Source organism: Streptomyces sp. NPDC002787 (genome assembly GCF_053592095.1).
This window is the reverse complement of sequence record NZ_JBSFVC010000013.1, coordinates 192,956-218,082: the sequence shown is the minus strand read 5'-3', so window position 1 is coordinate 218,082 and position 25,127 is coordinate 192,956. Positions and strand designations below refer to the sequence as shown.

Here is a 25,127-nt window from a genome sequence, read left to right as displayed (position 1 = left end):
AGGAGTGGCGTGACGGGTGGCGTGGACCGCCGAGCGCCGCCCGAGGGACGTCTCGGTCTCGTGACGCAGACGCGTCACCCCGTGAGGCGATCCACGAGTGCCTCATTCGGCGTGCGGTAGGCGATCGCAGCGACCAGCGCGGGCCGTGTTGCACAGGTCGTCTTCGAGGAGTTCCGGCTGCCGTACACCATGCGGGCAATCCTTATCGTTCCCTTGAACACCAGCGTCCTTCTACGCCCGGCCTGGACATCCGTCACAACATACGGTTTCTGGGGGCGCGAAGGCGATTGAGCCGAGGTGAGCTCACCAGGGGCGCCGAGGCAAGTCCGCACCGCGACACTCGGCGGAGGCCGAACGCCTGCCGTGCCCACACGGAAATTGGGCTCCCTGTCACTGCTCGCAGACAGCAGACCCAGGGGCCTGCCGAGATGATGGGGGCAGGGTGGTCGGCGAGACGCGCAACCCTTCGACGACCAAGGCGAGATTGCGTCTGCGGTCCGTGCCATCGGGATCGCTTGGACGCACCGTGGCCAGAACCATGACGATGACCGCCGCCAGATCACGAACCTCCAGTTCCGGTCGCACCACTCCCGCTTCGACGGCGCGGCGCAACAACCGTTCAAGGGAGGACAGGTAGTGGCGCACGCCCTCGACATCGAACGCGTCGGACTCCCGGGCGATGGAGAGGATGACCTGCCGTCGAGCCAGCACATCGATGCTGGCCTCCAGCACGTTGACGAGATCTCGCCAAGGATCGTCGGTGTGTGCCACTGTGATGGGCTGGATCTCTGTGGTGAGGACGTAGTCCAGGACAGCCCGGACCAACTGGTCGCGCGCGCGAAAACGCCGGTAGACCGTCATCACACTCACATCCGCGCGCCGAGCGATCTCCTCAAGGGTCACCTCCGGCCCGAGTTCCTCGAACGCCGTGACCGCGACACCGACGATCCGCTGGTAGTTACGAGCAGCGTCCGCCCTCAAGGTCCCTCCGTCCGTCGCCATGACTGCACAGTAGTACGCGCTTCCAGGCGTCATGACCGCGTGCACTCCAGTAGTCATCCGACAGTGCGTGGCGAACATCGCCGTAGCGGAGGAACAGCTACGCGGGCACGCAGACCGGCGTCATGAGCCGCACGTTCCACCCTGACCTGATCGTCAAATAAATGAAAGTTGGCTAACACTTAGCGGGAGAGCGATGCTACGGTCCCGGCATGACAAGCAACCTTTTCCAGATCAAGGACAAGGTCGCCGTGATAACCGGGTCCGGCCGGGGCATCGGCGCCGCGACGGCGGTGGCACTCGCCGAAGCAGGCGCCGACGTGGTCATCACCTCGCGCACGGAAGAGGATCTGACCGAGGTGGCCGCGCGGGTGGCGAAGGCCGGCGCAAGGCCCACGTCGTGCCCGCGGACCTCAGCGATCCACAAGCGGCGGCAGACCTGGCGCACGCGGCGGTGGACGTCTTCGGCCGACTCGACATCGTCGTCAACAATGTCGGCGGGACCCACCTGCGCCCACTGCTGGAGACCACCACCGACTTCCTTGAGGAATCCTTCCGTTTCAACGTGTCGGGCGCGCACACCCCACTGCGGCGGCGCCCTCCATACTCGAAGCCGGGGGCGGGGCGATCGTCAACATCTCATCGCTCGTCGGCCGCGTCGCGGGACGCGGCTGGGCCGCTTACGGCACCGCGAAGGCCGCGCTCTCCCACTACACGCGCCTTGCCGCGCTGGTTCTGGCACCCCGGATCCGGGTCAACGCGATCGAGCCGGGCTCGATCGGACGTCGGCGCTGGACGGTGCGAGCACCCCCGAGATCATCGAAAAGCTGGAGAGAGCGATCCCGCTGCGGCGCATGGGCGACCCCGAGCACATTGCCGCGACGGTTCTCTACCTCGTCTCACCTGCGGGCGCCTACGTCACCGGCAAGATCCTCGAAGTCGACGGCGGGAGTCAGCTCCCCCCGCCGGCTTTTGACCGACGGACCTGTACACCGTACGGGTCGATGGACCAGCCGAATCCGCCGCGAGCTCGGCATTCTCGACGTAGCGGCATGCCCGGCGGTCCCCGATGTCCGGCTCCCGGCGCTTGAGAAAGCACGATCCCACCCTGCGGCGCCAGGGTGCCCGACGGCATCGGCCAGATCCAGTTCACCGGCGAGCAAGCGGCAGCCACCCCGCCGAGCGCGGGGAGGTGGAGCGCCTCCTGGCACCTCTCCTCCTGCATGGTGTCGACGGGATGCGCGGCAACGAACCAGGCCACGGCGTGCTCGGGACCACGTCCGGATCGTTCGTGAAAGCCGCAAGGCTTCCCTATCGCACCACCCCTCTATCGCCTATTACCTCTTGTACTCACGGAGGCTCGACCATGTCCCACGCCTCTCCCCGGACCGGTGACGATGGGAGGGCCACAGCGCCGAGGGCCAATGCCGTCGTGGCGGCCCTGGCCTTCGGCGGGATCGTGTTCTCGCTGATGCAGTCCCTGGTGATCCCGATCGTCCCGGACCTTCCGAAGCTCCTGGGAGCCTCGCCGTCCAACAGTTCCTGGGCCATCACCGCCACGCTGCTCGCGGCCGCCGTGGCCACCCCTGTGACGGGCCGACTGGGAGACATGATCGGCAAACGCCGCATGCTCCTGGTCAGCCTGGTCCTGCTGGTGGCGGGCTCGGTCACTGCCGCCCTCAGCGACTCACTGGTCCCGCTGGTCGTCGGCCGGGCGCTGCAGGGGCTGGCCGCCGGCGTCGTCCCGCTCGGCATCAGCATCATGCGCGACGAACTGCCCCCGGAGCGACTCGGCTCCGCCACCGCGTTGATGAGCGCATCTCAAGGCGTGGGGGGTGCCCTCGGTCTGCCCGCCGCCGCGGCCATCGCGGACAACTTCGACTGGCACACGCTGTTCTGGGCCTCGGGCGCCGCAGGCGCCCTCGCCGCCGTCCTGGTGCTGGTGTTCGTACCGGAGTCGAAGGTGCGTTCCGGCGGACGCTTCGACCTCGTCGGAGCCATCGGCATGGCGGCCGGCCTGGTCTGCCTGCTCCTCGCCGTCTCCAAGGGTGCCGGCTGGGGCTGGACCAGCGGCACCACCCTCGGCCTGTTCGCCGCGGCCGTCGTGGTGCTGCTGTTGTGGGGTCTGTTCGAGCTGCGCGTCAAGGAGCCGCTGGTGGACCTGCGCACCAGCGCACGTCGCCAGGTGCTGTTCACCAACGTCGCCTCGATCGCCGTCGGGTTCAGCCTGTATATGACGATACTGATCGTGCCGCAGTTCCTCCAGCTGCCCGCGGCGACCGGTTACGGTCTGGGCAAGTCGCTGCTCACCGCGGGCCTGGTCATGGCGCCGATGGGCCTGGTGATGATGGCCACGGCTCCGGTGTCCGGCCGCGTCACCAGGGCCAGGGGCCCGAAGACGACCCTGATGATCGGCGCTCTGATCGTGGCCGCAGGCTACGGGCTGAACATTGTGCTCATGAACGCGGTCTGGCACTTCGTGCTGGTGTCCTGCATCATCGGCGCCGGCGTCGGCTTCACCTTCGGCGCCATGCCGGCTCTGGTCATGGGCGCCGTGCCCGCATCCGAGACGGGTGCCGCGAACAGTCTCAACACCCTCATGCGTGCCATCGGTACGTCGTTCGCCAGTGCCGTCGCCGCCGTGATCCTCTCCCAGATGACCACGAACTTCGGCTCCGTCGCCCTGCCGTCGGAGAACGGCTTCAAGACGGTCATGGCCGTCGGCGTCGGCGCCGGCCTCCTCGCCTTCGCCCTGGCCTCCTTCATCCCGCGCGACCGGCGCGCCACCGCCACGGCGGATACGGCATCCGAGTCCGCGACGCCGTCCGCGGTCCCGGGCGGCACCGCCGCACTGGCACGTCACGCGGGCAACACCACCGAGCCTCCGAACCAACCTCTCCACGCTGTGAAGGAATGAACCCCATGCGCGTCACCGTCTTTGGTGGAACCGGCCCCACCGGCCTGCTCCTGATCAACCAGGCCCTGGCCGAGGACCACGAGGTCACCGCCTACGCCCGCACCCCCTCGAAACTGCCCACGCACGAGCGGCTCACCGCCGTCCAGGGACAGCTCGACGACGCCGCAGCCATCGCCGAGGCGGTACGCGGCAGCGACGCCGTCCTCAGCACGCTCGGTCCGACCACCAAAAAGGCCGACGCCCCGCCGCTGGTCACCGGCTACCGCCACATCGTCGCGGCCATGCACGAACACGGCGTCGAGCGGCTGGTGGCGCTGGGCACGCCCAGCATCCCCGACCCGGCCGACAGCAAGGAGTTCAAGGTCGGCCTCACAGCCACCGCCGTCAAGAAGTTCGCGCCGGACGCGTACAACACCATCGTGACCATCGGCGACATCGTGCGCGAGTCCGGACTGAAGTGGACCATCGTCCGTATCCCCTGGCTCTCCAACGGCCCGAAGACCGCCTCCATCAACGTCCGCAAGGTCGGCGACAAGGGAGGACTGCGCCTCTCTCGGGCCAACGCCGCCGCGTACTTCCTCCAGCAGCTCACCGACTCCTCCCAGATCGGCCGCGCACCATTCATAACCGACAAGTAGGCACACCGTCGGCCATGCCACAGAACGCGGCTGCCGCCTGGCCACTCCCGGACATTCCGATCAGCCGGGGGTGGCTCGCCGATGGTTCCCAAGTCGGCCGGGTCCTGGAAGTCCCTCAGCGTGACTTCGAGGTTGATCGGGCGGCCTGATGCGTCGGTGTGCGAGGGCGGGGCGCGGCGATGGCCGACCTCAGATCGAGGCGCTTGTCCATGTCGAGGCGGAACGTGCCGTACGGGTTGACGTTCGACCAGTACAGCGCGGTCAGACCGCGCCGGTCCTCGTCGCTCAGCTTCGATGCCCACGCCGGTTCGGCCAGGACCTACTGCACCAGCAGGGTGTTGAGGTGCACGAGCGCGGACTGGAGCAGGTGCAGGGCGAGCATCGACGTCTCGGCGTGCTCTTTGTCGGGGCCGGTCAGGGCGCCGTCCTTGCCGTAGTGGAGCACGGTGTTCACGCTGTTCCAGTTCTCCACAAGCTGGAGCCCGCCGTGGATCTCGCGGCGCAGGCCGGGACTGGCCAGATAGTCGCAGGCAAAGATCGTGCGCACGGCCCGGCCGAGTTCTTCAAGTGCCTGGTAGGTGGGGTGCTTGGGGCCGCCGCGGGTGAAGCGCCGCAGCACCTGCTCCGCCTCCGCCGTTCCGAGCCGGAGCGCAGTCGCGTACTTCACCATCGGGTCGTACTGCTGCTCGATCAGCTCCCAGCGGATCTGCCTCGTCAGCGAGGCGCCGAGCGCCGGCCAGCCGGGCGGGGTGTCGTCCGGGCGGTACAGGCGGATGCTGCCGATGTTCTTCAGCCTCGGCAGCAGGCGGTAGTTCAGCAGTTCGGTGAAGGCGAACCCGACGACCGAGGCGCCGTGGGTGTCGACGTAGTTCGACTCGATCTCGGCGTCGCTGCAGTGCCGCAGCAAGCCCCGATCATTGCCGCCACCTCGGACGACGAGCAGCTCTTGAGCTGGGAGTAGATGCAGACGTTCTTCCGCTCGACGTGCCAGTAGATCATCACGCCGTTGCCGCCGTAGCGGGCGTCATCGACGCGTTGACCACGGCAAAGGTGATGACCTTCGCCGACAAGGCCTACCAGGGCGCCCGCGGCAGCATCCGGACCCCGTTCAAACGCCACCGCTACCGGCCGAAACTCACCGCCTGGCAGAAGAAGGTCAGCCGCGCTCACGCCCGGATCCGGGCCATCGGCGAACGGGCCAACGCCACCCTCAAGACCTGGAAGATCCTGACCCGGCTGCGCTGCAGCCCGCACCGGGCGATCCCCGATCGTGCAGGCCATCGTCGTCCTGCACCACATCGAGAACCCGACCTACCGAGGACGAAAAACGCTCAGTGAAGAGTTCGTCGCCGCAAGAGCGGAAACGCGACGGATCCAGCCGATCCCCAGGGCAGCGATGTACCGCGTCCATCTCGTCGCCGAAGACCCGGGCCTCGTCGCACTGTCAGCTGAGATCGTCGATGTCACCAACGCGATCCGAGAGGCAGCGAACGAGCGGGACATGCTGGCGCTGGTGGACCAATCACGCAAGCTCACCGATGCGTTCATCAGGAGAACGACGACCCGGCTCCATAGCTCCACCTAGGGGTTCTGTACGGCGGCGCGGGCCGCGTTGAAGGCCTCGTCGAGCATCGCCACAAAGGACGGCGCCCCGTCGAGGTCGGCCCACCGTGCCTGTGCGGCGGCGAAGGCGGCGAGGGCGATCGAGGCGGTCAGCACGGGGCGGAAGTCGTCGGGCCCGGCGCCGGTGCGGGTGGCGAGGACGGCGGCGAGTTCGTCGCGCCAGCGGGCCTGGTGGTCGAGGTAGCGGGCCCGCACGGTGGGGGTGCTTAGCAGCAGCCTGGTCAGTCTGAGGGTCTTCTCGGGATGCTCCAGGTGCAGACCGATGAGCGGGGTCAGCGCCTGGCGCATGGCGGTCAGCTGTGGCTCGTCGGCGGGGCGGGCGGCCAGCTCGGCGACGAGTTGCTCGCCGAAGTGGCCGAGGAACTCGACCAGGACGTCCTCCTTGACCTTGAAGTAGCGGAAGAACGTGCGGGGGGAGACGCCGACGGCGGCGGCGATCTGGTCGACGGTGGTCTCCTCGAATCCCTGCTTGGCGAAGAGCAGCACGGCGGCCTCGGAGAGCTCGTCGCGGACGAGCTGGCGCTTGCGCTCGGCCATGCTGGTGCACTGTTTCGCCGGGACTTCGGCCACCGGACTTCCTCTCGTAGATCACCCTAGCCCTGAGCATATCAGTGCCCGCCACCACAGTCATGCAATGTCATCTTGACAGTAACTGACATCAAAGTCATTCTCTGACCGTGACCACGACTTCCGCGTCGGCGCGGTGGAGCGCCATCGACATCCCCGACCAGACCGGCCGCACTGCCGTCATCACCGGCGCGAACAGCGGCCTCGGGCTGGAGACCACCCGCGAACTCGCCCGACACGGCGCCCACGTCACCATGGCGGTGCGCGACCTCGACAAGGGCGCAGCCGCCGCCGGGCAGATCCGCGCGCAGGTCCCCGGCGCCCGCCTGGAGTTGCGCCACTTCGACCTCGCCGACCTCGACTCGGTGCGCGCTTTCGCCGCCGGCGACCTACCCACCCTCGACCTGCTGATCAACAACGCAGGCGTGATGATGCTCCCGCTGACCCGCACCGTTCCCAGTCCGGAGCTGACCCGCATCAAGGCCAGCAGCAGCTGCCCCAGCCACAACCCGGCCGTCGTGATCGCGATAGATGCCCCCGACGCCGACGCCTCGGCGGCGTGATCACCGAGTACCACCGAGCTTCTGACCGACCGTCAGCCTGAGGGAGAACCCGTCATGAAGTGGACCAAACGCATGTCGCAGGGCATCGTCGGCGCTACCGCCGCAGCAGTGGCGCTGCTCAGCCCGGCAGTTCTACCGATTGCTCAGGCAGCACCACTGCCCGGTGGCGCGGCCACCGCGTCGCCCCCTGTCAACAGCGGAATCCCGGCGTTCGTAGACCCGGACGCAGATCTCGCCGCCCGGCCCGCCGGGTCGCCGGCAGGGTACGACTCGATCTTCGTCACCAGCTGGGTCAAGGGCGGCGGCCATGACTACGGGATCATGGTGACCATACTGAAAGACCCCAGCGGCTCGTCGAAGCTGGCTGTCTCTGTCTCCGACCAGACAAGTGGCTGGTACAAGAAGTACACCGCTGCCATCCCCAGCGCCGCCTGGAGCACTACGAAGCTTGACATCAAGACACCGGGCCTGACATGGTCCGGCAGCGCGCAGCAGATGACCATCCACGCCACAACGCCGTGGGGCGTGATCGGCCTGCAGCTCGCGAACCACGGACCAGCCCTCAACTACGCCGGTAACGGCATGGTCCAGATATTCGGCTCGACGAACTACCAGTACGCGCTGCCCAACCTGTCCGCCGCCGGCACGCTCACCGTTGACGGCAAGACGGCCAAGGTCGCAGGTGAAGCGTGGCTCGACCGGCAGTGGGGCCCAGTCACGTTCACCCCGACCGCGCGTTGGACCTGGATGAACCTCAACCTTTCCAATGGCGACAAGGTCGCGATCTGGGACAACCTGAACAGCACCTTCGAGAGCTCCTGGGCCACCGTGCAGCACCCGGACGGCTCCTACGAGCTGGCCACGGTGACGCCCGTAGCCGGCGAAGCCTCCAGCTTCTGGAAGAGTCCGGTGTCCGGCAACACCTATGCCAACCGCGTGATCGTCAACATCCCCTCGCTCCACGCCCGGCTCGAGGTGAAAGTCACCGGCGCCCGCGAACAAGAGGTATACCCCGGGCGGGTGGAAGCCACCGCAGCCGTCAACGGGTTCTTTGCGGGCCAGAAGGTCGTTGGATACGGCTTCCTCGAGGAAGCCGGCGACTTCACGTCCTAACCTAAGCCACGCGCGCAGGTGAGGGCGGGCCGAGCTTCGCGCTGCGGGCCGCCCGCACGAGGCGCGTCGGCTGTGAAATTCGCTGCCCCGTTGCCGGACCCATAGGGGTCCTATTGCGGCAGCCCGTTGAAGCGCAGGAGGCGTACCTCGGCGAGGTTGGTGCCGGTCCAACCCGACCGTCGACGCCCTGTCCACCCTCGCCGGGCAGGTCGCCTCCGGCGCCCTCACGGTGTCGGTGAACTCAGAGTTCGACCTGGAGCGTGCCCCCGAGGCCTTCGCCGCGTTCGGCGCCGGCACCGTCGGCAAGATCGCCATCACCGTCGCCTGACCAGTCCGTACCCCAGACGCTTCCCCCACAACACGAAAGGACTTCACCATGCCCAGCATCGCCATCGTCGGAGCCGGCCCCGGAATGGGCCTCGCCATCGCCCGCACCTTCGGCTCCCGCGGCTACGACGTCGCTCTCATCGCCCGCAACCGCGCCAAACTCGACGACCTCGTCGCCCGGCTCACCGCCGAGGGCATCACCGCCGCCGCGTTCCCGGCGGACGTGCTCGACCACGACGCGCTGACCCAGGCCCTCAAGGACGCCGCCACCCGCTTCGGCGGCATCGACGTCCTGGAGCACTCCCCCTCTCCGGGCAACGGGTCCATAAGCTCCATGAACCTCACCTCCCCGTCCCAGACCAGCCCCTCCGATGTGCAGGGATGGATCGACTTCCTGCTCCACAGCGCCATCACCGCCACCCAGGCCGTCCTGCCCGCGATGCGTGAGGCCGGCACGGGCACCCTGCTCTTCACCAACGGCGCCGGCTCGGTCGACCCCACCCCGATGCTCGGCAACGTCAACCCCGCCCAGGCGGCGCTGCGCAACTGGGTGCTCAACCTGCACAAGGAGCTGGCCGGCACCGGTATCCAGGCCGCGCACGTCGCCATCGGCGCGTGGATCGGCGCGGGCGGCCCTCCCGAAATCCCGACCGCCGAGGCCGAGGACATCGCCCCTCTCTACTGGGACCTGCACACCCAACGCGACGAAGCCGAGCGCGTCTTCACCGCCTGACGCCTCCCAGCTCTCCCCCGTTGAATCCTGACCCGCTCACTCCTCATCCGCCGCGGCAATCCCCGCCGCGGCGGATGAGGCACCTGCGGCAGCATCGGTATCGCCACCGCCTCACTGCGCAACTACGCGATGCATCCCGTTCGCGGTCGACCATCAGTGCGGCTTCTGGGCGGGCCGCGAAGGTGACGGCCACCGATGGGTTCGGTCGGCGACAAGCGTCTTACCCAGCATGCGCGAAGCGGAACATCCGCTTTCGGTACGAGATGGAAGGAACCATGACATGGATAGACGAACAGTGTTGGCGGGTGCGGCGGCGGTCGGCGCGTCCGCGTTGACCGCTGGTGTGGTGCCGGGCGGTCCGGTGGCGTCGGCGTCGGCCGGCACCAGCGGGTCGTGGCGGGCTGGACTCGCGCGGCTGCACGAGGCGATGGCGGCCCGCGTCGCGCGGCGCGAGCTGCCCGGCATCGTCTACCTCGTCGCCCACCGCGGCCTGCTGCACGTCAACACGATCGGCACCTTGACGCTGGATGGCCACGAGCCGATGCGACGGAGCACGCCGTTCCGGATGGCCTCGATGACCAAGCCGATCATCGCGGCAGCCACGATGATGCTGGTAGAGGAGGGCCGGCTGGCACTGGACGAGCCGGTCGACCGGCTGCTGCCCGAGCTGGCCAACCGGCGGGTGCTCACCCGGATCGACGGACCGCTCGACCAAACTGTGCCGGCGGCGCGCCCGATCACGGTCGAAGATCTGCTGACCTTCCGCATGGGCCACGGCATGATCTTCGGACCGAGCTTCCAGCCGCCGTACCCGATCATCACCGCGGCCGACGAGCTGCAGCTGGTGATGGGTCGGCCAGACCCAGGCACGCCGCACGACCCGGACGAGTGGATCCGGCGGTACGGCACCCTGCCCCTGATGGACCAGCCCGGCCAGCGGTGGCAGTACAACACCGGCTCCCTCGTGCTCGGCGTGCTGATCGCCCGGGCCGCGCGGGAACCGCTGGAGAGGCTTCTCCGCAAGCGTGTCTTCCGGCCGCTGGGCATGAACCACACAGGATTCTCCCTGTCACGCGCCGATGCCTCGCGGTTGCCCGGCCTGTACATGGCAAACCCGCAGACGGGACAGTTGGAGCTCCAGCCCTCCTCGCGGCCGGAGGAGTGGACCCGGCCGCCCGCGTTTCCCTCCGGTGCCGGAGGGCTGGCCTCAACCATAGACGACTATCTGGCATTCAGCCGGTTCCTACTCAACCAGGGCGTCCACCATGGCCGGCGCCTGCTTTCCGCCGAGTCGATCCGGCTGCTGACCATGAACCACCTGACGCCGCAACAGCTCGCCGATGCCGGCCCCTTCCCGCTCACCGGTCGCGGCTGGGGGTACGGCATGGCCGTCAGCGTCACACCCGACGAGGTCTCGCAGCCGGGCCGCTACGGCTGGGAGGGTGGCTACGGCACGAGCTGGTTCAACGACCCACACCGCGACCTGACCGCGATCGCCATGACGCAGACCGTCGACTTCTGGTCCAACGGCGTCTACGACGAGTTCCAGCGATTGGCCGCGGCGGTCGACACTCCGCGGTAGGGCAGGCGTCACGGCTTGCGACCGACACTTCGGACCCCGGCGACGTCCTTCGGGTCGTTGCCGGGGTCCGGGCGCCCGCGTGGATGGCAACGGTGCTGCGTCCAGTAGAAGGCCTCCTGGCCGGACGGCAGGTAGAGCCGGCCGCTGGAGCGCCCTCGTAGTTGCCGCGGGCGTCGTTGACCCAGGAGTGAACAGTCGTCACCTGCCGCCGCCGTCCGGTAATGGCCCAGTACGCCCGAAGCCGCCGGGCACAATCCCGGCGGGCGTCACACGACCGCGACGGCGTCAATCTCAACCAGGAACCCAGGTGCCAACCCGGCGACGACGTGGACCGTGATTGCCGGCGGCGGGTCAGCCGGGTTGCACACTTGTTGGAACGCGGTCGGCTGCTGCGCGTTGAGGCAGTGCTCCGCATGAGGTAGCGGGGCCGCATCTCGTACATTGCCGTCGAGCCTGCAGCGCAGCCGGGTCAGGATCTTCCAGGTCTTGAGGGTGGCGTTGGCCCGTTCGCCGATGGCCCGGATCCGGGCGTGAGCGCGGTTGACCTTCTTCTGCCAGGCGGTGAGTTTCGGCCGGTAGCGGTGGCGTTTGACCGGGGTCCGGATGCTGCCGCGGGCGCCCTGGTAGGCCTTGTCGGCGAAGGTCATCACCTTTGCCGTGGTCAACGCGTCGATGATGGCGTGGGTGCGGGCGGCGGTCAGGTCGTGGACGGAGCCGGGCAGGGCAGCCGACGCCGGCGCCGTCGACGTGGATCTCGCGGCGCCGTACAGCGTCCCGCAGCGCGACCAGAACGCACAGCTCATAGGGGATGCGCTCGAGCTTGCCCTTGTCGTCAACGACCGCCTCGCGCCAGTCCTTGCGCACCACGCCGTCCATGGGCACTGCGTCGCCAGCGTCGTAGAAGCGGGTCCTGCCGTCGACGTCGGCGTATTTCTTCAGTAGCTTCATCGCGTCCATCACCGGCCGGTAGGCGGTGTTGTTGCACCTGAAGCCCAGCGTGTTCGGCAGCGGAGGCAGCATCTGCCGGTAGTACGAGCTGTACGAGGAGCGCAGGGTGGTGCGGACCTTGGCCTTGAAGACCTTCTCGTTCGCCTTCGCCTCAGCCACCAGCTCGCGCAGCGTCTTCTCCCCAACCACCGGGAACAGGGCCCGGCGCCCAACCTCGTCGGGCTTGTCGACCGCGGTCGTCGCCAACTTGAAGAGGATGCCCTCCTTCCCGCGGACCTGCCGTCGGCAGCCGCTGTCGTAGCCCCAAAGGCGCACCTCCAGAACTCCCCCCACGGGTGCGCCCCGTACGCGCACCACGCCCGACAAAGAGGCACCCACGCATGTACGAATGACCTGTACGGAAGTGGAAGAGAAACGCCAGGGCACTCAGCGCACGGTCCGTGCCCGCAGCGGCTGACTCTGCCCCGCACTGTGATGACTCCTTGTCGCCCCTGGGCATCCGGGCGTTCTCGTCCCGCAGCTGGACCAGCTCTTCGGTTGGGCTCTCTGGCCCGCTGCCATTTCGCGTGACCGGCGCCTGCTGACCGGTGTTGTCCTTACGGACCCACGTGCGCAGCGTCTCCCCGGTGATCCCGAGCTCCGCGGCCACCGCCGCGTACATGCGTTTCGCCGATCCAGTCCGTATCGTCACGGCCCGTGCTCCCGAGCAGGCGATGCTGCGGTACCCCAGCGAGAGGCCCTGACATCAGAGCAAGACAGCTGCTGGCTCAGCTCAAGTGGTAACCGAGCAGCGCGAGGCCGGCGGGCGGCGTCATCACCCTCCCGGAAGATCAGTCGTACCTGCGCTGCCAGTCATCCCGTGAGCTTGATAGATGCGTTGGCTGTCGGCCTGGGCGCCTCGGACCGAGGGTGCCGGCCACCGGGCCGAGCCGCTGATGCGCATCCGGGCGCACGTGACCTCTCAGTCCTTCCTCCCGGGTTCCGGCGAGGTAGAGCACGCCTGACCGGCACGGAGCATGGCTTTATAGAGTGCGCGGGGCTCGGGCGAGTCGGGCAGGGGACCGCGGGCGGGAGCCTCGAAGGACTGGAGCATCAGGGCGACGACGCGTTTCCAGGCGTCGGGAGCGGAGTCGCCGGTGGCGTTGACGACGCCGGCAGTGACCATGTGCACCAGCACCAGGTCCTCGGGGCTGAAGTCCTCACGCAGACGTCCTGCGGCCTTGGCGCGGCCGATGAGCTGGACAACGCCCTCGTACGCCTGGTCTCGGCGCTGCTCCAGAGCCTTGGCCGTGGGGAAGGTCATGGTCAGCACGTCGGCGAAGCCGTAATCGGCGGCCTGCATCGCGCAGGCGGTTTCGATGAACCCCGCGAGACCTCGCCAGGGATCGGGGTCGTCGAGGGCGACGCCGACCGCGTCGACGTAGGCGTCCATACGGTCGGCGAAGACCGCGGCGACCAGTTCCTCCTTTGTCGGGAACCGGCGGAACAGAGTGGCGATGCCCACCCCCGCCTCGCGGGCCACGGAAGCCATGGAGGCATTCAGGCCGTCACGCCTGAACACCGTGCGCGCGGCGGCGACGATCCGCGCGCGGTTGCGCTCGGCGTCGCTGCGGAGAGGCTGTGCGGCAGGGTCATCACTGGATTGGGCGCCAAGGTTCATGACACTCAGTCTACCGAATCGGAATGCCCAGTCCACTTTCACTGCTATCGTGGGTACCGGCGGAACCGGACAGACCCTTCCGGATCGCGAATCAGATAGCCCTTTCCGAATCGGGCGATACCCATGTCAAGGAGTTGATGATCAGTGCGCGCTGTGACACTGGCGCAGGTACCCGGCAGCCCCGAGGTGACCGAGGTGGAGGTGCCCCGCCCGGAGGCCGGTGAGGTGCTGGTGAAGGTGGCCGCGTCCTCGGTGAACGGGTTCGACCTGGGCACGGTGGCCGGATACCTGCAGGGCATGATGGAGCACCGTTTCCCGCTGATCCTCGGCAAGGACTTCGCCGGCACCGTCGAGGCGGTCGGTGAGGGTGTCGAGGGTTTCGCGGTCGGCGACGCCGTGTTCGGCGTGGACGCCAAGGCGTACCTGGGTGCCGGTTCGATGGCGCAGTACGTCGCGGTTCCCGCTGCCATCGGCATCACCCACCGACCCGACGGGGTCTCCGTGCGTGACGCCGGCGCGCTCGGGCTGGCGGGCACCGCCGCCTTCGACGGTCTCGCCCTGCTCGGCCCGCTGGAGGGCAGCACGGTGCTGATCTCCGGTGCCACCGGCGGCGTGGGTGCCATCGCCGTGCAGCTGGCCGCGGCCCGGGGCGCGAGGGTGATCGCCACGGCCAAGCCGGGTTCCGAGAGCGGCTTCGTCTCAGCGCTGACCGACGCCGAGGTGACCGTCATCGACTACACCCAGGACATGACCGCGCAGGTCCGGGCGATCGCCCCTGACGGCGTGGACGCGGTGCTGCACCTCGCCGGCGACCTGGCCGAGCTCACCGCGCTCACCCGCGACGGCGGCACCGTCGCCTCCGCCCTCACCCTCGCCCCAGTCCCCGAGGCCTCGGAGGACCGCAAGCTGCAGACCGCCGTGCTCCGGTCCAACCCGACCGCCGACACTCTGTCCACCCTCGCCGGGCAGGTCGCCTCCGGCGCTCTCAAGGTGTCGGTGAACTCAGAGTTCGACCTGGAGCGTGCCCCCGAGGCGTTCGCCTCGTTCGGCGCCGGCACCGTCGGCAAGATCGCCATCACCGTCGCCTGACCAGTCCGTACCCCAGACGCTTCCCCCACAACACGAAAGGACTTCACCATGCCCAGCATCGCCATCGTCGGAGCCGGCCCCGGAATGGGCCTCGCCATCGCCCGCACCTTCGGCTCCCGCGGCTACGACGTCGCTCTCATCGCCCGCAACCGCGCCAAACTCGACGACCTCGTCGCCCGGCTCACCGCCGAGGGCATCACCGCCGCCGCGTTCCCGGCGGACGTGCTCGACCACGACGCGCTGACCCAGGCCCTCAAGGACGCCGCCACCCGCTTCGGCGGCATCGACGTCCTGGAGCACTCCCCCTCTCCGGGCAACGGGTCCATAAGCTCCATGAACCTCACCTCCCCGTCCCAGACCAGCCCCTCCGATGTGCAGGGATGGATCGACTTCCTGCTCCACAGCGCCATCACCGCCACCCAGGCCGTCCTGCCCGCGATGCGTGAGGCCGGCACGGGCACCCTGCTCTTCACCAACGGCGCCGGCTCGGTCGACCCCACCCCGATGCTCGGCAACGTCAACCCCGCCCAGGCGGCGCTGCGCAACTGGGTGCTCAACCTGCACAAGGAGCTGGCCGGCACCGGTATCCAGGCCGCGCACGTCGCCATCGGCGCGTGGATCGGCGCGGGCGGCCCTCCCGAAATCCCGACCGCCGAGGCCGAGGACATCGCCCCTCTCTACTGGGACCTGCACACCCAACGCGACGAAGCCGAGCGCGTCTTCACCGCCTGACGCCTCCCAGCTCTCCCCCGTTGAATCCTGACCCGCTCACTCCTCATCCGCCGCGGCAATCCCCGCCGCGGCGGGACCGAAGACGAAGGTTTCCGCTCCGATGAACGTGTTCCTGTGGATCCTGCAGGGCGTCCTCGCCGCGCTGTTCGTGGCCGCCGGCGTCACCAAGGCCACCCAGCCCCGCGAAAAGCTCATATCCCAGCTGCCGTGGGTCAGTGACGTCTCGACACCCGTGGTGCGTCTGATCGGCGTCGCCGAACTCGCCGGCGGCCTCGGGCTGATCCTGCCGGGTGCTTTCGACATCGCCACGGTGCTCACCCCGCTGGCCGCCACCGGCCTGGCTGTGATCATGGTCCTGGCCATGGGCCTCCACGCCCGCCGCAAGGAGCCGCAGGCCATCGGGTTCAACGCGATCCTGCTCATCGTCGCCGCGGTCATCATGTGGGGCCGGTTCGGGCCCCACTCCTTCTGACCACCCGGTCCCCCGCCCCTTCACAGCGGCCCGGCTGGCGACCACGCCGGTCGGGCCGCTCCCTCTCAACCCCTGTCCGCCTACCGGAGACGACCGTGGAACTGGGCATCATCTCCCTGTCCGACCTGCAGACCGACCCCGCCACAGGAAAACTGCACGACCCGGGGCGCCGCACCCGCGAGATCGTCTCCTCCGCCATCGCCGCCGACCAGGCCGGCCTGGACGTCTTCGGTCTCGGCGAGCACCACAGCTGGGACTTCGCAGTCGCCAACCCCGCCGTCCCGCTGGCCGCGATCGCCCAGGCCACCAGCCGCATCCGGCTGGCCAGTGCCGTGTCGGTGCTGTCCACCGCCGATCCGGTCCGGCTGCACCAGGACTTCGCCTCCCTCGACCTGATCAGCGACGGCCGCACCGAGATCATCGCGGGGCGCAGTGCGTTCGTCGAGGCGTTCCGCATGTTCGGCGTGGACCTCGAGGACTACGACGACGTGTTCCCGGAGAAGCTGCGGCTGCTGCTCACCATCCGTGAGAACCCCGAACACGTCACCTGACGCGGGCGGTTCCGCCCGGCCATGAACGGCCTGTCCGTCCAGCCCCCGCCCCAGCAGGCGAAGCTGCCGCTGTGGCTCGGCGTGGGCGGCACCCCCTCCAGCGCGGAACGCGCCGGACGCCTCGGCCTGCCCATGGCGCTCGGCCTCATCGGCGGGGACATCCGACGTGCCCGCCCCCTCGTCGAGCACTACAGCGCGGTCGGCACAGCAGCCGGCCACCCCGCCGAACGGCTGCGGCTCGGCAGATCCGGCCACTTCTACGTCGGCCGCACCTCCCAGGGCGCACGCGACGACGTCTTCCCCTTCTACAAGGAATACGTCCGCCCCAAGCCGCCCACCGGACGCGGCTTTCACATCGGACGCGCCGAATTCGACGCCGCGGCGGTACCGTTCGGCGCACTGATGGTCGGCAGTCCCCAGGAGATCATCGACAAGATCCTCGCCGAACGCGAAGTGCTCGGCTTCGACCGTTACATGGGCCAGGTCGACTTCGGCGGTATGCCCGCCGGGATGGTCCACGACTCGATCGAACTTCTCGCCACCGAGATCGCCCCCGTCATCCGCAGGGAACTCGCGCCGCCGGCCGGACCTGCCGCAGCCTGACGAACAGCTGAACCGGCGTCACGGACGTCGGCGGCCACGATCTTGCGACATGCGCACCCTGTTCGAAAACGACGACCGACCTGAAAGCCTCGACGAGGGTTGCGGCGTGGGGATTGACCAACGCCCGGTCTACGTGGGACAACCTGGTCGCTCAACTCCTTCTGCGGGGTCGCAGCACACGCAGGACGCTGACGTGGTTTCCGGTGCCGGGCATCGAGCATCCGCGCAGTCGCCGGACCAGCGGTCACCGGTATGCCCGGTGCAGCGGAGTTCGTCGGCGTGACCCGGGTCGTCGTCACCGGCGGTCGTGTCACAGTGCAGGGTGACGCGGCCCGCGTCGAGGCAACGAAGTGCGTGGTGCTGTTGACCCGGATGGACGGGGCGTCGACTTCTGTGGACGCCGAGGCGCTGAGCGAGGCACTGCTCGCCGAGTACGACGAGTTACTCGCCCGCCATGCCCCCGTCCACGGCGAGCTCTACGACCCCGGGCGGAACTCGACCTGAGCGTGTCCGACAGCGACAGGGCTGCGACATCGATGCCCCCGCCACGCGCGCCGAGCTGCGGTTGGCACTGCAACCTGACGACCGGTCCTGAGCAGGATCGGGGCCGCGGTGCCGACCGAGATGCCGAAGCCGGCTGCGGGCTGCGGGCTGCGGGCTGCGGGCTGCGCGAGACCGTCGTGCCGACGCATCGTGACCCACTCGAATCAGCGGGGCGCTGATAAGCCGCTACCAGCTGACCCCGGAGGCGGCCGATCCCGCGTACTCGACTCGAGCGCGAGCCGGGATGGTCCGCGAGATCGCCGCCCGCACCTGTCTGGACCCGGACGGGCTACGCGGCGTTCCCGCCGGGGCCGCGCTCCCACACCGCATCACACACGCCGCGCTCACGTTGAACTCGGCGGTTTCGGTGGTCAGGGATTCGTCGGCAGCCTGAGATTCTGCGCCGTGGCGTCGGGGTTCGCGTTCGTCTGGAGAACGTTCATGATCCTGTGCTCGAACAGCCAACCGGCGTCCGTCCGGACAAGTCGATCATGCCAGCGGTGAGTGATGACGTAGAGCCCGTCCCGTTGCCAGTTCACGCGGAACCTGGCGGAACACCAGGATGTACGACATCTGGGTCGCCTTGTCACCCTCAATGGTGATTACGTTGTCGGTGGTGGCATGCACGGTAGAGAAGAGATGTCCCGTCATTCCGAAGCCAATGTAGATAGGCTCTCCATGCGCCTGGGCGTCAAAGAAGGCCGCAATGGCCGCTCTGCCCTCGAGGCGCCCGGCCGCCTCGAGTACACCGTTCTCGGTGAAGGCTGCGGCGCAATCGGCGCCGCGCAGCTGGTCGGCCATGTGATTGAAGCGTGCGGTGAGGCCACGGATGGCCAACTCGTCAGCGACACTGTCGGGCACGTAGATCCTCCTTGATCGCTCCGTGCAGCACAGAGTTGTGAGCTTGATCGCGTCCGGTCCGGGCGTGGACGGGAGGTGTCGACGCACGGACGTTGCGAAATCGGGCCGGCGCGATGGATGTCCGCCCCACTAGGGACATCGCCGCCAGTCCCTGGGCTGCGGCGGAGCGCGGTCTGGCGCCCCGCACTCCGCCGAGCTTCCTGGATCCGGTTCACTCAGGCTGCTGGGGTCACCGGGCGCAGTACGAAGTCGTGGGTCACGGTGTGGTAGGGCGCATCCAGGCCGCGCGCCTTGAAGTCGGCCGGGTCGTCATGGAGCTGTGTGACGTGCACGCTGGACTCGGGCGTCGTGCGGGGTTCGAGGGTCTTGTAGACGATCGGGTCGCTTTCGAAGTAGGACTGCGTGGTCAGCGTGTGGAAGCCGGCGGCGGTGACGATCGTGTGGATGTGCAGCGGGCGGATGTCGACCCGGTCCAGTTTCTTGATGAGCCTGCCCAGAGGGCCGTCCTCGGCGATGCCCATGACCTCGATGCCGGGCATGACTGTCCGGTACTCGAAGCGACCCTCGTCGTCCGTGAGCAGCTTTCCGCGCAGGTTGAACGGGGGCAGGCTCCCGTCAATGTCTATGACCAGAGGCCGGATCATCTCCGCGGTCAAGTTCGAGTAGTCGCCCTTGGCGTTGGTCATCCAGATGTCGAGCTCCGCGCCCGCGATCGGCTCGCCGCTCGTGGAGCGCACCTGTCCCGAGACGAAGAGCGCCTCGCCGGGTTCGTCGGGGCGCATGGGCAGCGCGTACGGGCGTTCCAGGACCGGCGCCTCGGGCACATAGGCCGGCCCCCTGCCGACCCAGGGGCTCGCACCGTCCTTCTCCGGATTCGCATACGCGGCGCCCAGGTTGGCCTCCAGTACCGGATGCATGAAGAACTGATAGATCGTCATGGGCATTTCGCCGGCTTCGGCGAGTTCCAGGGCCCATGCGATGGCTCGCTGGAACTCCTGCTCGGTCACTCCGTGCTTGATGATCAGATCCGCGATCGTCGACTGGAGGTCGTCGAAGACGACCTGAAGCCTGGTGCTTTCCGACGTGCTCATCAAAGTCCCCTGCCGGTGGTGGGCGTCGGGCCGCGACGCCGGATCTCATAAGTGGATATGGCACTCCAGTTGAGGTTACATCAACTGGAGTGGCTTATCCAATAAATCTTGTCCCGTAACTGCTGGTCACAGAATGTGACCAACTCGGCGTCGGAGCCGTCTTGGAAACCCCGTTCACGGCACTGAATCCGCGTCCCCCTACCTTGTTGCGTACGTCCGCGCCCGGGAGGGAAACGTCGCCGGGCCGAAGCAGGGACCGCATGCGGGCGAGGAGGCCGGGTCGTTCGGCAGGCAGCAGGTTGCCGATGGAAACGCCCAGATTTGACCCTCTTGCGCGACGTCGACAAACTCCTCACCGAGCCCACCGATGGCGGCGCGTCCCGGCCGGGAAAACCTCCTCCATCCCACTGATCGACCTCGTCGGACCCATGAGTCCGCAGCCGAGCACGGCGATGTAGGAGATCGTGTTCATAAGGGCGCGTCAAAGAGGGACGCGGGTGGCCGTGGGCGAAGAACTGCCTCGGCACAGCCTTGCCGCGTCAACGCCCGCTCAGCGTGACATCCGCGTTGCATGGGGAAGACGGTCATGTCCCTTGGTGTGGTGTAGCTGATCATTCGGCGGTGCTGGGCAGGCAGGTGGTGTCGTCTGGATAGAGGCTGTCCATGCTCTCGATGGAGAGGTAGCGGCGGGGGAAGGCGGTCCATTCGTCGTGGAGCTCGACGAGGACGGCGGTAGCCAGGCGGGTGACGGCGGCGGTGTTCGGGAAGACCTGGACGACGTCGGAGCGTCGCTTGATCTCCCGGTTCAGCCGCTCCAGAGGGTTCGTCGACTGGATCTTCTACCAGTGCTGGTGAGGGAAGTCCGCAAACGCGGTCAGGTCGTCCTTCGCGTCGAGGAGCATCTCTTTGACCTTGGGGAACTGTTCGCCGAGCATGTCCGCGACGGTGTCGAGGTGGGCCCGGACCGCTTCGGCGGTGGGCTGGGCGAAGAGCGTGCGGATCGTCGCGGCGACCATCTCCGCGGCTTCCTTCGGGATCACCGAGAAGACGCTGCGGACGAAGTGGACACGACAGCGCTGCCAGGCGGCGCCGAGCATGACCTTGCGGATGGCCTTGACCAAACCGCTGTGGCTGTCGGAGATGACGAGACGGACGCCGGTGAGGCCGCGTTCCCGTAACGAGCGCAGGAACTCGGTCCAGAACGCTTCGGTTTCGCTGTCGCCGACCATGACGCCCAGGACCTCACGGCCGCCGTCCTCGGTGACGCCGGTGGCGATGACGACGGCCTGGGAGACAATCTGGTGGTTCACGCGGGCCCTGACGTAGGTGGCGTCGAGATAGACGTAGGGGAAGCGGGTGTGATCCAGCGGCCGGGTGCGGAACGCGTCGAGTTGTTCCTCGAGGTCCGCGCAGATCCGGGAGACCTCGCTCTTCGATATGCCGGTGTCCGAGCCGAGGGCTTTGACCAGGTCGCCGACCGAGCGGGTGGAGACGCCGTGGACGTATGCCTCCATGACGACCGCGTAGAGGGCCTGGTCGATCCGGCGCCGGCGCTCGAGCAGGCTCGGGAAGAAACTGCCGGCCCGCAGTTTCGGGATCGCCAGCTCCAGGTCGCCTGCCTGCGTGGTCACGGTCTTCTCCCGGTGCCCGTTGCGCCAGGTGGTGCGGGTGTCGGTCCTCTCGCCCCACTCCGCACCGATCCGGGCGGTGGCCTCGGCCTCGATCAGTTCCTGCAGCAGCCGTTCAGCGACCTCGCGGACGAGTTCAAGACCGTCTGCCGAACGTAGTGACTCAAGCAGGCGTAGTCGGTCACGCTGGGACAAGGCCACCGGGCACCCCCATGGACCGAACTGGCAGTTCACCAAGGACAGTTGCACGGTGGCCTGCCCCGTTCTCAGGGAGCGTTCACCGGCAGTCGATGCACGCGAGGGCACGGAAACGGCGCACTTCCCGGCCAAGATTCGTTACACCACTCCGCGGGACGCCATCCTCTGCTCTGGCACCCACTCGACCCTCAAGAGCGACGCTGGACCAGCGCCAAGGGCCTTCTGGACCTCATCGAGATAATCCGCACACACTTGTTCCTCGAACACTACTGGCGGCTCACCGGCGGTGAGCACGGCGGCCGGTGGTTGGTGGAGGATGCGCCTCACGGCATGCCGGGGAGTGGTGCGTGGAGGTCTTCGCGGCGGGACAGGCGACGAGCGACGAAATGGACCTGGGCTGAGACAGCAGCACTGATCGTCCCGTGTATCGCCCTCTTCGGCGCCTTTCGGACCTACGCCCTCAACCAGCGGGCCGTCCGAAGGGAACGCCGGGCCAAGACCTTCGCCGAGGCCCCGACGGCCGTTGACGAGTACCTGGAGATGCCGTACCGCATACGGCGCCGCCCCGAGTCCTCGTCCGCCACACGACAGCAACTCACCGACGAGGTCAGTAGTCTGCTGGCGCGAATGGCCTTTCACCAGGCATGGCTCCAGATCGAGGCCACAACCGTCGCGGGCCCCTACGCAACGCTCGTGGCCACGGCGCGAGCGGAAGCCGGCGCGCAGATGAGCCTCGCGTGGCAGCAACCACCGATCACCACCGACAGCGGCATGAACCTCGGAGTCCCCTACCCCCGGGACCGATCGAACGCGGCCCGAGCCACATGCATCGATGTGATGCGCCGGCACCTCTGAGAACACCCGTGATCTTGGTGCCAGCTATCCCTCTTTTGTGCCAACTAAAAATCCTCGTCACAAACTCGTTAGCGCCGGACCCTGGGCATCCCCAGGCCGATCCACGAGATGATCTCGCGCTGGATCTCGTTGTTGCCGCCGCCGAAGGTGAAGATGACGGCCGAGCGGTAGCCGCGTTCGAGTTCGCCGTGGAGCACCGCGCCCGCGGAGCCCTCCTTGAGGGCGCCGGCCGTGGCGACGATCTCCATGAGCCAGGCGTAGGCGTCGCGGCGGGCCTCGGAGCCGTAGACCTTGACGGCGGAGGCGTCCTGCGGGGTGAGGGTGCCGTCCTGGACGGCGCTGACCATGCGCCAGTTGAGGAGTTTGAGCGCGTCGAGTTTGGTGTGGGTCTGGGCGAGGCGGCGGCGTACCCAGGGGAGGTCGATGACGCGGCGGCCGTCGGCGAGTTTCGTCTCCACGGCCCAGCGCTGGACGTTGTGCAGGGAGCGGATGGCCATGGTGCCGTGGGCGGCGAGGGTGACGCGTTCGTGGTTGAGCTGGTTGGTGATCAGGCGCCAGCCCTTGTTCTCCTCGCCGACGCGCCGGGAGACGGGGACGCGGATGTTCTCGTAGTAGCTGGCCGTGGTGTCGTGCGAGGCGAGGGTGTTGATGAGGGTGCAGGAGTACCCGGGTTCCGTGGTCGGGACGAGGAGCATGGTGATGCCCTTGTGGGGCGGGGCGTCGGGGTCGGTGCGGACCGCGAGCCAGACCCAGTCCGCCGTGTCGCCGTTGGTCGTCCAGATCTTCTGCCCGTTGACGACGTACTCGTCGCCTTCCCGCACCGCGCGGGTCTTCAGCGAGGCCAGGTCGGTGCCCGCGTCGGGTTCGCTGTAGCCGATGGCGAAGTCGATCTCGCCGGAGAGGACGCGCGGCAGGAAGTACGACTTCTGTTCCTCGGTGCCGAACCGCATGATCGTCGGGCCGACGGTGTTGAGCGCCATCAGCGGCAGCGGGACGCCGGCCTGGGCGGCCTCGTCGAAGAAGATGAACTGTTCCATGGAGGTCAGGCCGCGGCCGCCGTACTCCTTCGGCCACCCCACGCCGAGCCAGCCGTCGGTGCCGAGGCGGCGGATGGTCTCGCGGTAGAAGCGCTTCTGTGCCGCCGGGTCGGCGTGCCGGGTGTAGGCACCCTCAGGGACCAACTCGGCGAAGTAGGCGCGCAGTTCGGTGCGCAACCGCTGTTGCTCGGGCGTGTATTCGAGGTGCACGGCGCCTCCAGGCTCCCCAAGGCCGACCTGACGGCGCACACGCTAGAACGTGTTCCAGTAATTGGGAACACACGGGAACAAGGCGGTTCAGCCGAGGGTGGCCAGGAAGTCCGTGCAGGCCTGGGCGCACTCCCGGCAGGCCTTGGCTCCCTCCTCGGCGCCGGGGTGGTCGTCGAAGACACGGGCGCACTCCAGGCAGACGGTCCGGCACCACTCCACCTGGACGCGGATGCCCGCCTCGTCGAGGCCGGGCTGATCGGAGAGCACCCTGCAGGTGGCGTCGCACACCTCCGCGCACATGATGCCCTTGCGCCGCATCTGTTCCTGACTTTCGGGCCCGTCCGGATCGGCGAGGCTCGCCCGCAGCGCGCACGCACGTGCACATTCGGTGCACGCCTGCGCACACGCGAAGCGGTCCTCGAGGAACCGGATGAGTTCCTGTTGGGATGTCGTCGTCGAGGTCACGAAGGGCGGGTAGCCGGAGGCGATCCGACCAAACACACGGGTGCCATCCGCGTCCCGGACGGTTTCCCGGGTTCCGTTTCCGGCGCCGCAGGACGGGCACCCGTGCACTCCGACCCCGTCGGCGAACTGTACGGAGTGGGTCGGTTCACTCGACATATTGGGGGTATTCATCCCTTATGAACATGGAATGGACTGATATAGCCGCAGAACGAAGCGTACTGGGCGGTATCGCACCGTTCCTGGCAGGCGTCGTCGTGGTGGCCATGCTGATCGGCGCCATCTGGCTGGGCGCCCGCGTACGCGCTCGTGAGCCGCGTCGGCCGCGCCCGGAGGAGCAGCCCCGGATGCCGGAGGGCGGGCCTGTCCGTGAGGAGCAGGCGAACCGCGAGCCGGACGAGATCCCCAAGAGCGACTACCGGCTGACACCGTACGAGGTGCACGGGAACAAGGGCTCCCGCCCGAGCGAGGAGCAGGACCGGCCGCGCTGGAGCAAGGGCGGCAGCGGCTCCTTCGGCAGCGGCGGCCTCGGAGCCCACTGACAGCACGTCCGACACCACGCGTGATCACCACGTGTGACCACCGTGTGTTCGGTGCTGTGCCGCGCCGCGCGAAAGAAGGGGAACGAGACCCATGGCAGATCAGCGCGACACCCTGCCGCTGCCCGACTACGACCACCTGCCACTCGGCGGTCTGGAGAGCCGCGTCCGGGCGCTCAGCGCCAAGGAGGTCGAGAAGGTCCTGGCCTACGAGCGCGCCCACGCCGGACGGCTGCCGGTGACCCAGCTGCTGACGGCTCGGCTGGACCAGCTGCGTGCGGGCGCCGAGCCCACGTCCGGCGACCCTGACGCACTGCGGCCCGAGCAGCACGGCCGCAGCTCCGGCTCCCCGGTGTCACCGGCGACCTCGCCGCAGCCCATGAGCCCGCCGCCGCACGGGACACCGGACCAGCGTGGCAGGCCCAAGGGCGACCGACCCTAGGACTCCGGGCCACACGGACTGAAGGCCACCCGTACGAAGACACCGAAAGGGCCACCGTACGAAGACACCGAGGGGCGGGGGGGGGGGGGGGGGGGGGGGGGGGGCGGCCCCCCCCCCCCCCGGGGGCGCGCGCTCGGCGGGCGG

General features: G+C 68.3%; 22 protein-coding genes and 7 pseudogenes. 18 read left to right on the top strand and 11 right to left on the bottom strand.

The features are described 5' to 3' along the window. Window positions 1–390: 390 nt before the first annotated feature. Complete coding sequence (locus ACWD26_RS20090) at window positions 391–1,002, bottom strand: TetR/AcrR family transcriptional regulator (RefSeq protein ID WP_229911513.1); 612 nt, start codon at window positions 1,000–1,002, stop codon at window positions 391–393. Window positions 1,003–1,211: 209 nt separating this feature from the next. Here ACWD26_RS20090 and ACWD26_RS20085 point away from each other — a divergent pair. The 4 genes and pseudogenes from ACWD26_RS20085 to ACWD26_RS20070 all read left to right on the top strand — a co-directional run. After that, a pseudogene (locus ACWD26_RS20085) lies at window positions 1,212–1,809 on the top strand (SDR family NAD(P)-dependent oxidoreductase); the annotation flags it as partial. 44 nt (window positions 1,810–1,853) lie between these two features. After that, window positions 1,854–2,090, top strand: coding sequence for an SDR family oxidoreductase (locus tag ACWD26_RS20080; protein ID WP_451271897.1), 237 nt, complete (start codon window positions 1,854–1,856; stop codon window positions 2,088–2,090). Between the two features lie 275 nt (window positions 2,091–2,365). Beyond that, window positions 2,366–3,916, top strand: coding sequence for an MFS transporter (locus ACWD26_RS20075; RefSeq protein WP_451271804.1), 1,551 nt, complete (start codon window positions 2,366–2,368; stop codon window positions 3,914–3,916). A gap of 5 nt (window positions 3,917–3,921) precedes the next feature. Further along, the gene (locus tag ACWD26_RS20070) at window positions 3,922–4,554 is read left to right on the top strand and encodes an NAD(P)-dependent oxidoreductase (protein ID WP_189943813.1); all 633 of its coding nucleotides are present in this window, start codon (window positions 3,922–3,924) and stop codon (window positions 4,552–4,554) included. Window positions 4,555–4,873: 319 nt separating this feature from the next. Here ACWD26_RS20070 and ACWD26_RS20065 read toward each other — a convergent pair. After that, window positions 4,874–5,553 (bottom strand): annotated as a pseudogene (locus ACWD26_RS20065) (Tn3 family transposase). On the opposite strand from ACWD26_RS20065, the pseudogene ACWD26_RS20060 reads away from it, so the two are divergent. Further along, window positions 5,551–5,875, top strand: a pseudogene (locus ACWD26_RS20060) (transposase family protein); the annotation flags it as partial. The pseudogenes ACWD26_RS20065 and ACWD26_RS20060 sit on opposite strands and share 3 nt — an antisense overlap. Window positions 5,876–6,135: 260 nt before the next feature. Here the strand turns inward: ACWD26_RS20060 and ACWD26_RS20055 are convergent. After that, complete coding sequence (locus tag ACWD26_RS20055) at window positions 6,136–6,714, bottom strand: acyl-CoA-like ligand-binding transcription factor (protein ID WP_451271802.1); 579 nt, start codon at window positions 6,712–6,714, stop codon at window positions 6,136–6,138. Between the two features lie 140 nt (window positions 6,715–6,854). Here ACWD26_RS20055 and ACWD26_RS20050 point away from each other — a divergent pair. The 4 genes and pseudogenes from ACWD26_RS20050 to ACWD26_RS20035 all read left to right on the top strand — a co-directional run. Next, window positions 6,855–7,214: pseudogene (locus ACWD26_RS20050) on the top strand (SDR family NAD(P)-dependent oxidoreductase); the annotation flags it as partial. A 147-nt stretch (window positions 7,215–7,361) separates the two neighbouring features. Continuing rightward, window positions 7,362–8,420 (top strand): lipocalin-like domain-containing protein, encoded by a 1,059-nt coding sequence (locus ACWD26_RS20045; protein WP_451271800.1) that lies wholly within the window; start codon window positions 7,362–7,364, stop codon window positions 8,418–8,420. Window positions 8,421–8,796: 376 nt separating this feature from the next. Continuing rightward, window positions 8,797–9,480 carry an SDR family NAD(P)-dependent oxidoreductase gene (locus ACWD26_RS20040; RefSeq protein ID WP_451271794.1) on the top strand — a complete coding sequence of 228 codons (684 nt, stop codon included), beginning with the start codon at window positions 8,797–8,799 and terminating at the stop codon, window positions 9,478–9,480. A gap of 229 nt (window positions 9,481–9,709) precedes the next feature. Then, window positions 9,710–11,062: a serine hydrolase domain-containing protein gene (locus ACWD26_RS20035; protein WP_451271798.1), complete on the top strand. Its 1,353-nt coding sequence runs from the start codon at window positions 9,710–9,712 to the stop codon at window positions 11,060–11,062. A gap of 455 nt (window positions 11,063–11,517) precedes the next feature. Here ACWD26_RS20035 and ACWD26_RS20030 read toward each other — a convergent pair. After that, window positions 11,518–11,796: pseudogene (locus ACWD26_RS20030) on the bottom strand (transposase family protein); the annotation flags it as partial. Between ACWD26_RS20030 and ACWD26_RS20025 the strand changes: the two are divergent. Continuing rightward, window positions 11,693–12,004, top strand: a complete 312-nt coding sequence (locus ACWD26_RS20025) for a hypothetical protein (protein WP_451271901.1) — start codon at window positions 11,693–11,695, stop codon at window positions 12,002–12,004. The pseudogene ACWD26_RS20030 and the gene ACWD26_RS20025 sit on opposite strands and share 104 nt — an antisense overlap. Before the next feature lie 157 nt (window positions 12,005–12,161). Here the strand turns inward: ACWD26_RS20025 and ACWD26_RS20020 are convergent, their stop codons facing one another. Both ACWD26_RS20020 and ACWD26_RS20015 read right to left on the bottom strand, forming a co-directional pair. Further along, a complete protein-coding gene (locus tag ACWD26_RS20020; RefSeq protein WP_451271895.1) occupies window positions 12,162–12,671 on the bottom strand; it encodes a hypothetical protein in 510 nt (169 codons plus the stop codon). 300 nt (window positions 12,672–12,971) lie between these two features. Continuing rightward, a complete protein-coding gene (locus tag ACWD26_RS20015) occupies window positions 12,972–13,670 on the bottom strand; it encodes a TetR/AcrR family transcriptional regulator (protein ID WP_189944439.1) in 699 nt (232 codons plus the stop codon). A 144-nt stretch (window positions 13,671–13,814) separates the two neighbouring features. On the opposite strand from ACWD26_RS20015, the gene ACWD26_RS20010 reads away from it, so the two are divergent. The 5 genes and pseudogenes from ACWD26_RS20010 (at window position 13,815) to ACWD26_RS19990 (ending at window position 17,621) form a co-directional block, all read left to right on the top strand. Further along, a complete protein-coding gene (locus tag ACWD26_RS20010; RefSeq protein ID WP_451271796.1) occupies window positions 13,815–14,759 on the top strand; it encodes an NADP-dependent oxidoreductase in 945 nt (314 codons plus the stop codon). Between the two features lie 48 nt (window positions 14,760–14,807). After that, window positions 14,808–15,491 (top strand): SDR family NAD(P)-dependent oxidoreductase, encoded by a 684-nt coding sequence (locus tag ACWD26_RS20005; RefSeq protein ID WP_451271794.1) that lies wholly within the window; start codon window positions 14,808–14,810, stop codon window positions 15,489–15,491. 100 nt (window positions 15,492–15,591) lie between these two features. Then, window positions 15,592–15,963: a DoxX family protein gene (locus ACWD26_RS20000; RefSeq protein ID WP_189943513.1), complete on the top strand. Its 372-nt coding sequence runs from the start codon at window positions 15,592–15,594 to the stop codon at window positions 15,961–15,963. Next, a pseudogene (locus tag ACWD26_RS19995) lies at window positions 15,933–17,117 on the top strand (LLM class flavin-dependent oxidoreductase). Before ACWD26_RS20000 ends, ACWD26_RS19995 begins: the two are co-directional and overlap by 31 nt. Window positions 17,118–17,369: 252 nt before the next feature. Then, window positions 17,370–17,621, top strand: coding sequence for a hypothetical protein (locus ACWD26_RS19990; RefSeq protein ID WP_451271792.1), 252 nt, complete (start codon window positions 17,370–17,372; stop codon window positions 17,619–17,621). Window positions 17,622–18,149: 528 nt separating this feature from the next. Here ACWD26_RS19990 and ACWD26_RS19985 read toward each other — a convergent pair. From ACWD26_RS19985 to ACWD26_RS19975, 3 genes and pseudogenes are all read right to left on the bottom strand, one after another. Next, entirely contained in the window at window positions 18,150–18,521 is a 372-nt protein-coding gene (locus tag ACWD26_RS19985; RefSeq protein ID WP_451271790.1) for a nuclear transport factor 2 family protein, read from the bottom strand. A gap of 215 nt (window positions 18,522–18,736) precedes the next feature. Beyond that, a complete protein-coding gene (locus tag ACWD26_RS19980) occupies window positions 18,737–19,612 on the bottom strand; it encodes a dioxygenase family protein (protein ID WP_451271789.1) in 876 nt (291 codons plus the stop codon). 611 nt (window positions 19,613–20,223) lie between these two features. Beyond that, window positions 20,224–21,441, bottom strand: a pseudogene (locus ACWD26_RS19975) (IS256 family transposase). Window positions 21,442–21,690: 249 nt separating this feature from the next. Here ACWD26_RS19975 and ACWD26_RS19970 point away from each other — a divergent pair. Beyond that, the gene (locus ACWD26_RS19970; RefSeq protein WP_451271787.1) at window positions 21,691–22,293 is read left to right on the top strand and encodes a hypothetical protein; all 603 of its coding nucleotides are present in this window, start codon (window positions 21,691–21,693) and stop codon (window positions 22,291–22,293) included. A 68-nt stretch (window positions 22,294–22,361) separates the two neighbouring features. On the opposite strand, the gene ACWD26_RS19965 is transcribed toward ACWD26_RS19970, so the two are convergent. Continuing rightward, complete coding sequence (locus tag ACWD26_RS19965) at window positions 22,362–23,540, bottom strand: acyl-CoA dehydrogenase family protein (protein WP_451271785.1); 1,179 nt, start codon at window positions 23,538–23,540, stop codon at window positions 22,362–22,364. A gap of 87 nt (window positions 23,541–23,627) precedes the next feature. Beyond that, window positions 23,628–24,005 (bottom strand): four-helix bundle copper-binding protein, encoded by a 378-nt coding sequence (locus ACWD26_RS19960; protein ID WP_451271783.1) that lies wholly within the window; start codon window positions 24,003–24,005, stop codon window positions 23,628–23,630. A gap of 176 nt (window positions 24,006–24,181) precedes the next feature. On the opposite strand from ACWD26_RS19960, the gene ACWD26_RS19955 reads away from it, so the two are divergent. Continuing rightward, entirely contained in the window at window positions 24,182–24,544 is a 363-nt protein-coding gene (locus ACWD26_RS19955) for a DUF6479 family protein (RefSeq protein WP_451271781.1), read from the top strand. 91 nt (window positions 24,545–24,635) lie between these two features. Beyond that, window positions 24,636–24,983 (top strand): hypothetical protein, encoded by a 348-nt coding sequence (locus ACWD26_RS19950; RefSeq protein ID WP_451271779.1) that lies wholly within the window; start codon window positions 24,636–24,638, stop codon window positions 24,981–24,983. Window positions 24,984–25,127 lie beyond the last annotated feature (144 nt).

What these genes read in the sequence shown, in the direction of transcription:
- ACWD26_RS19990 (WP_451271792.1), top strand. Translation starts at nt 17,370, where the DNA reads ATGCCCGGTGCAGCGGAGTTCGTCGGCGTGACCCGGGTCGTCGTCACC.
- ACWD26_RS20015 (WP_189944439.1), bottom strand. Translation starts at nt 13,670, where the DNA reads ATGAACCTTGGCGCCCAATCCAGTGATGACCCTGCCGCACAGCCTCTC.
- ACWD26_RS19950 (WP_451271779.1), top strand. Translation starts at nt 24,636, where the DNA reads ATGGCAGATCAGCGCGACACCCTGCCGCTGCCCGACTACGACCACCTG.
- ACWD26_RS20020 (WP_451271895.1), bottom strand. Translation starts at nt 12,671, where the DNA reads ATGTACGCGGCGGTGGCCGCGGAGCTCGGGATCACCGGGGAGACGCTG.
- ACWD26_RS19955 (WP_451271781.1), top strand. Translation starts at nt 24,182, where the DNA reads ATGAACATGGAATGGACTGATATAGCCGCAGAACGAAGCGTACTGGGC.
- ACWD26_RS20005 (WP_451271794.1), top strand. Translation starts at nt 14,808, where the DNA reads ATGCCCAGCATCGCCATCGTCGGAGCCGGCCCCGGAATGGGCCTCGCC.
- ACWD26_RS20080 (WP_451271897.1), top strand. Translation starts at nt 1,854, where the DNA reads ATGGGCGACCCCGAGCACATTGCCGCGACGGTTCTCTACCTCGTCTCA.
- ACWD26_RS20035 (WP_451271798.1), top strand. Translation starts at nt 9,710, where the DNA reads ATGCGCGAAGCGGAACATCCGCTTTCGGTACGAGATGGAAGGAACCAT.
- ACWD26_RS20075 (WP_451271804.1), top strand. Translation starts at nt 2,366, where the DNA reads ATGTCCCACGCCTCTCCCCGGACCGGTGACGATGGGAGGGCCACAGCG.
- ACWD26_RS19980 (WP_451271789.1), bottom strand. Translation starts at nt 19,612, where the DNA reads ATGAGCACGTCGGAAAGCACCAGGCTTCAGGTCGTCTTCGACGACCTC.
- ACWD26_RS20055 (WP_451271802.1), bottom strand. Translation starts at nt 6,714, where the DNA reads ATGGCCGAGCGCAAGCGCCAGCTCGTCCGCGACGAGCTCTCCGAGGCC.
- ACWD26_RS20070 (WP_189943813.1), top strand. Translation starts at nt 3,922, where the DNA reads ATGCGCGTCACCGTCTTTGGTGGAACCGGCCCCACCGGCCTGCTCCTG.
- ACWD26_RS20040 (WP_451271794.1), top strand. Translation starts at nt 8,797, where the DNA reads ATGCCCAGCATCGCCATCGTCGGAGCCGGCCCCGGAATGGGCCTCGCC.
- ACWD26_RS20000 (WP_189943513.1), top strand. Translation starts at nt 15,592, where the DNA reads ATGAACGTGTTCCTGTGGATCCTGCAGGGCGTCCTCGCCGCGCTGTTC.
- ACWD26_RS20090 (WP_229911513.1), bottom strand. Translation starts at nt 1,002, where the DNA reads ATGGCGACGGACGGAGGGACCTTGAGGGCGGACGCTGCTCGTAACTAC.
- ACWD26_RS20045 (WP_451271800.1), top strand. Translation starts at nt 7,362, where the DNA reads ATGAAGTGGACCAAACGCATGTCGCAGGGCATCGTCGGCGCTACCGCC.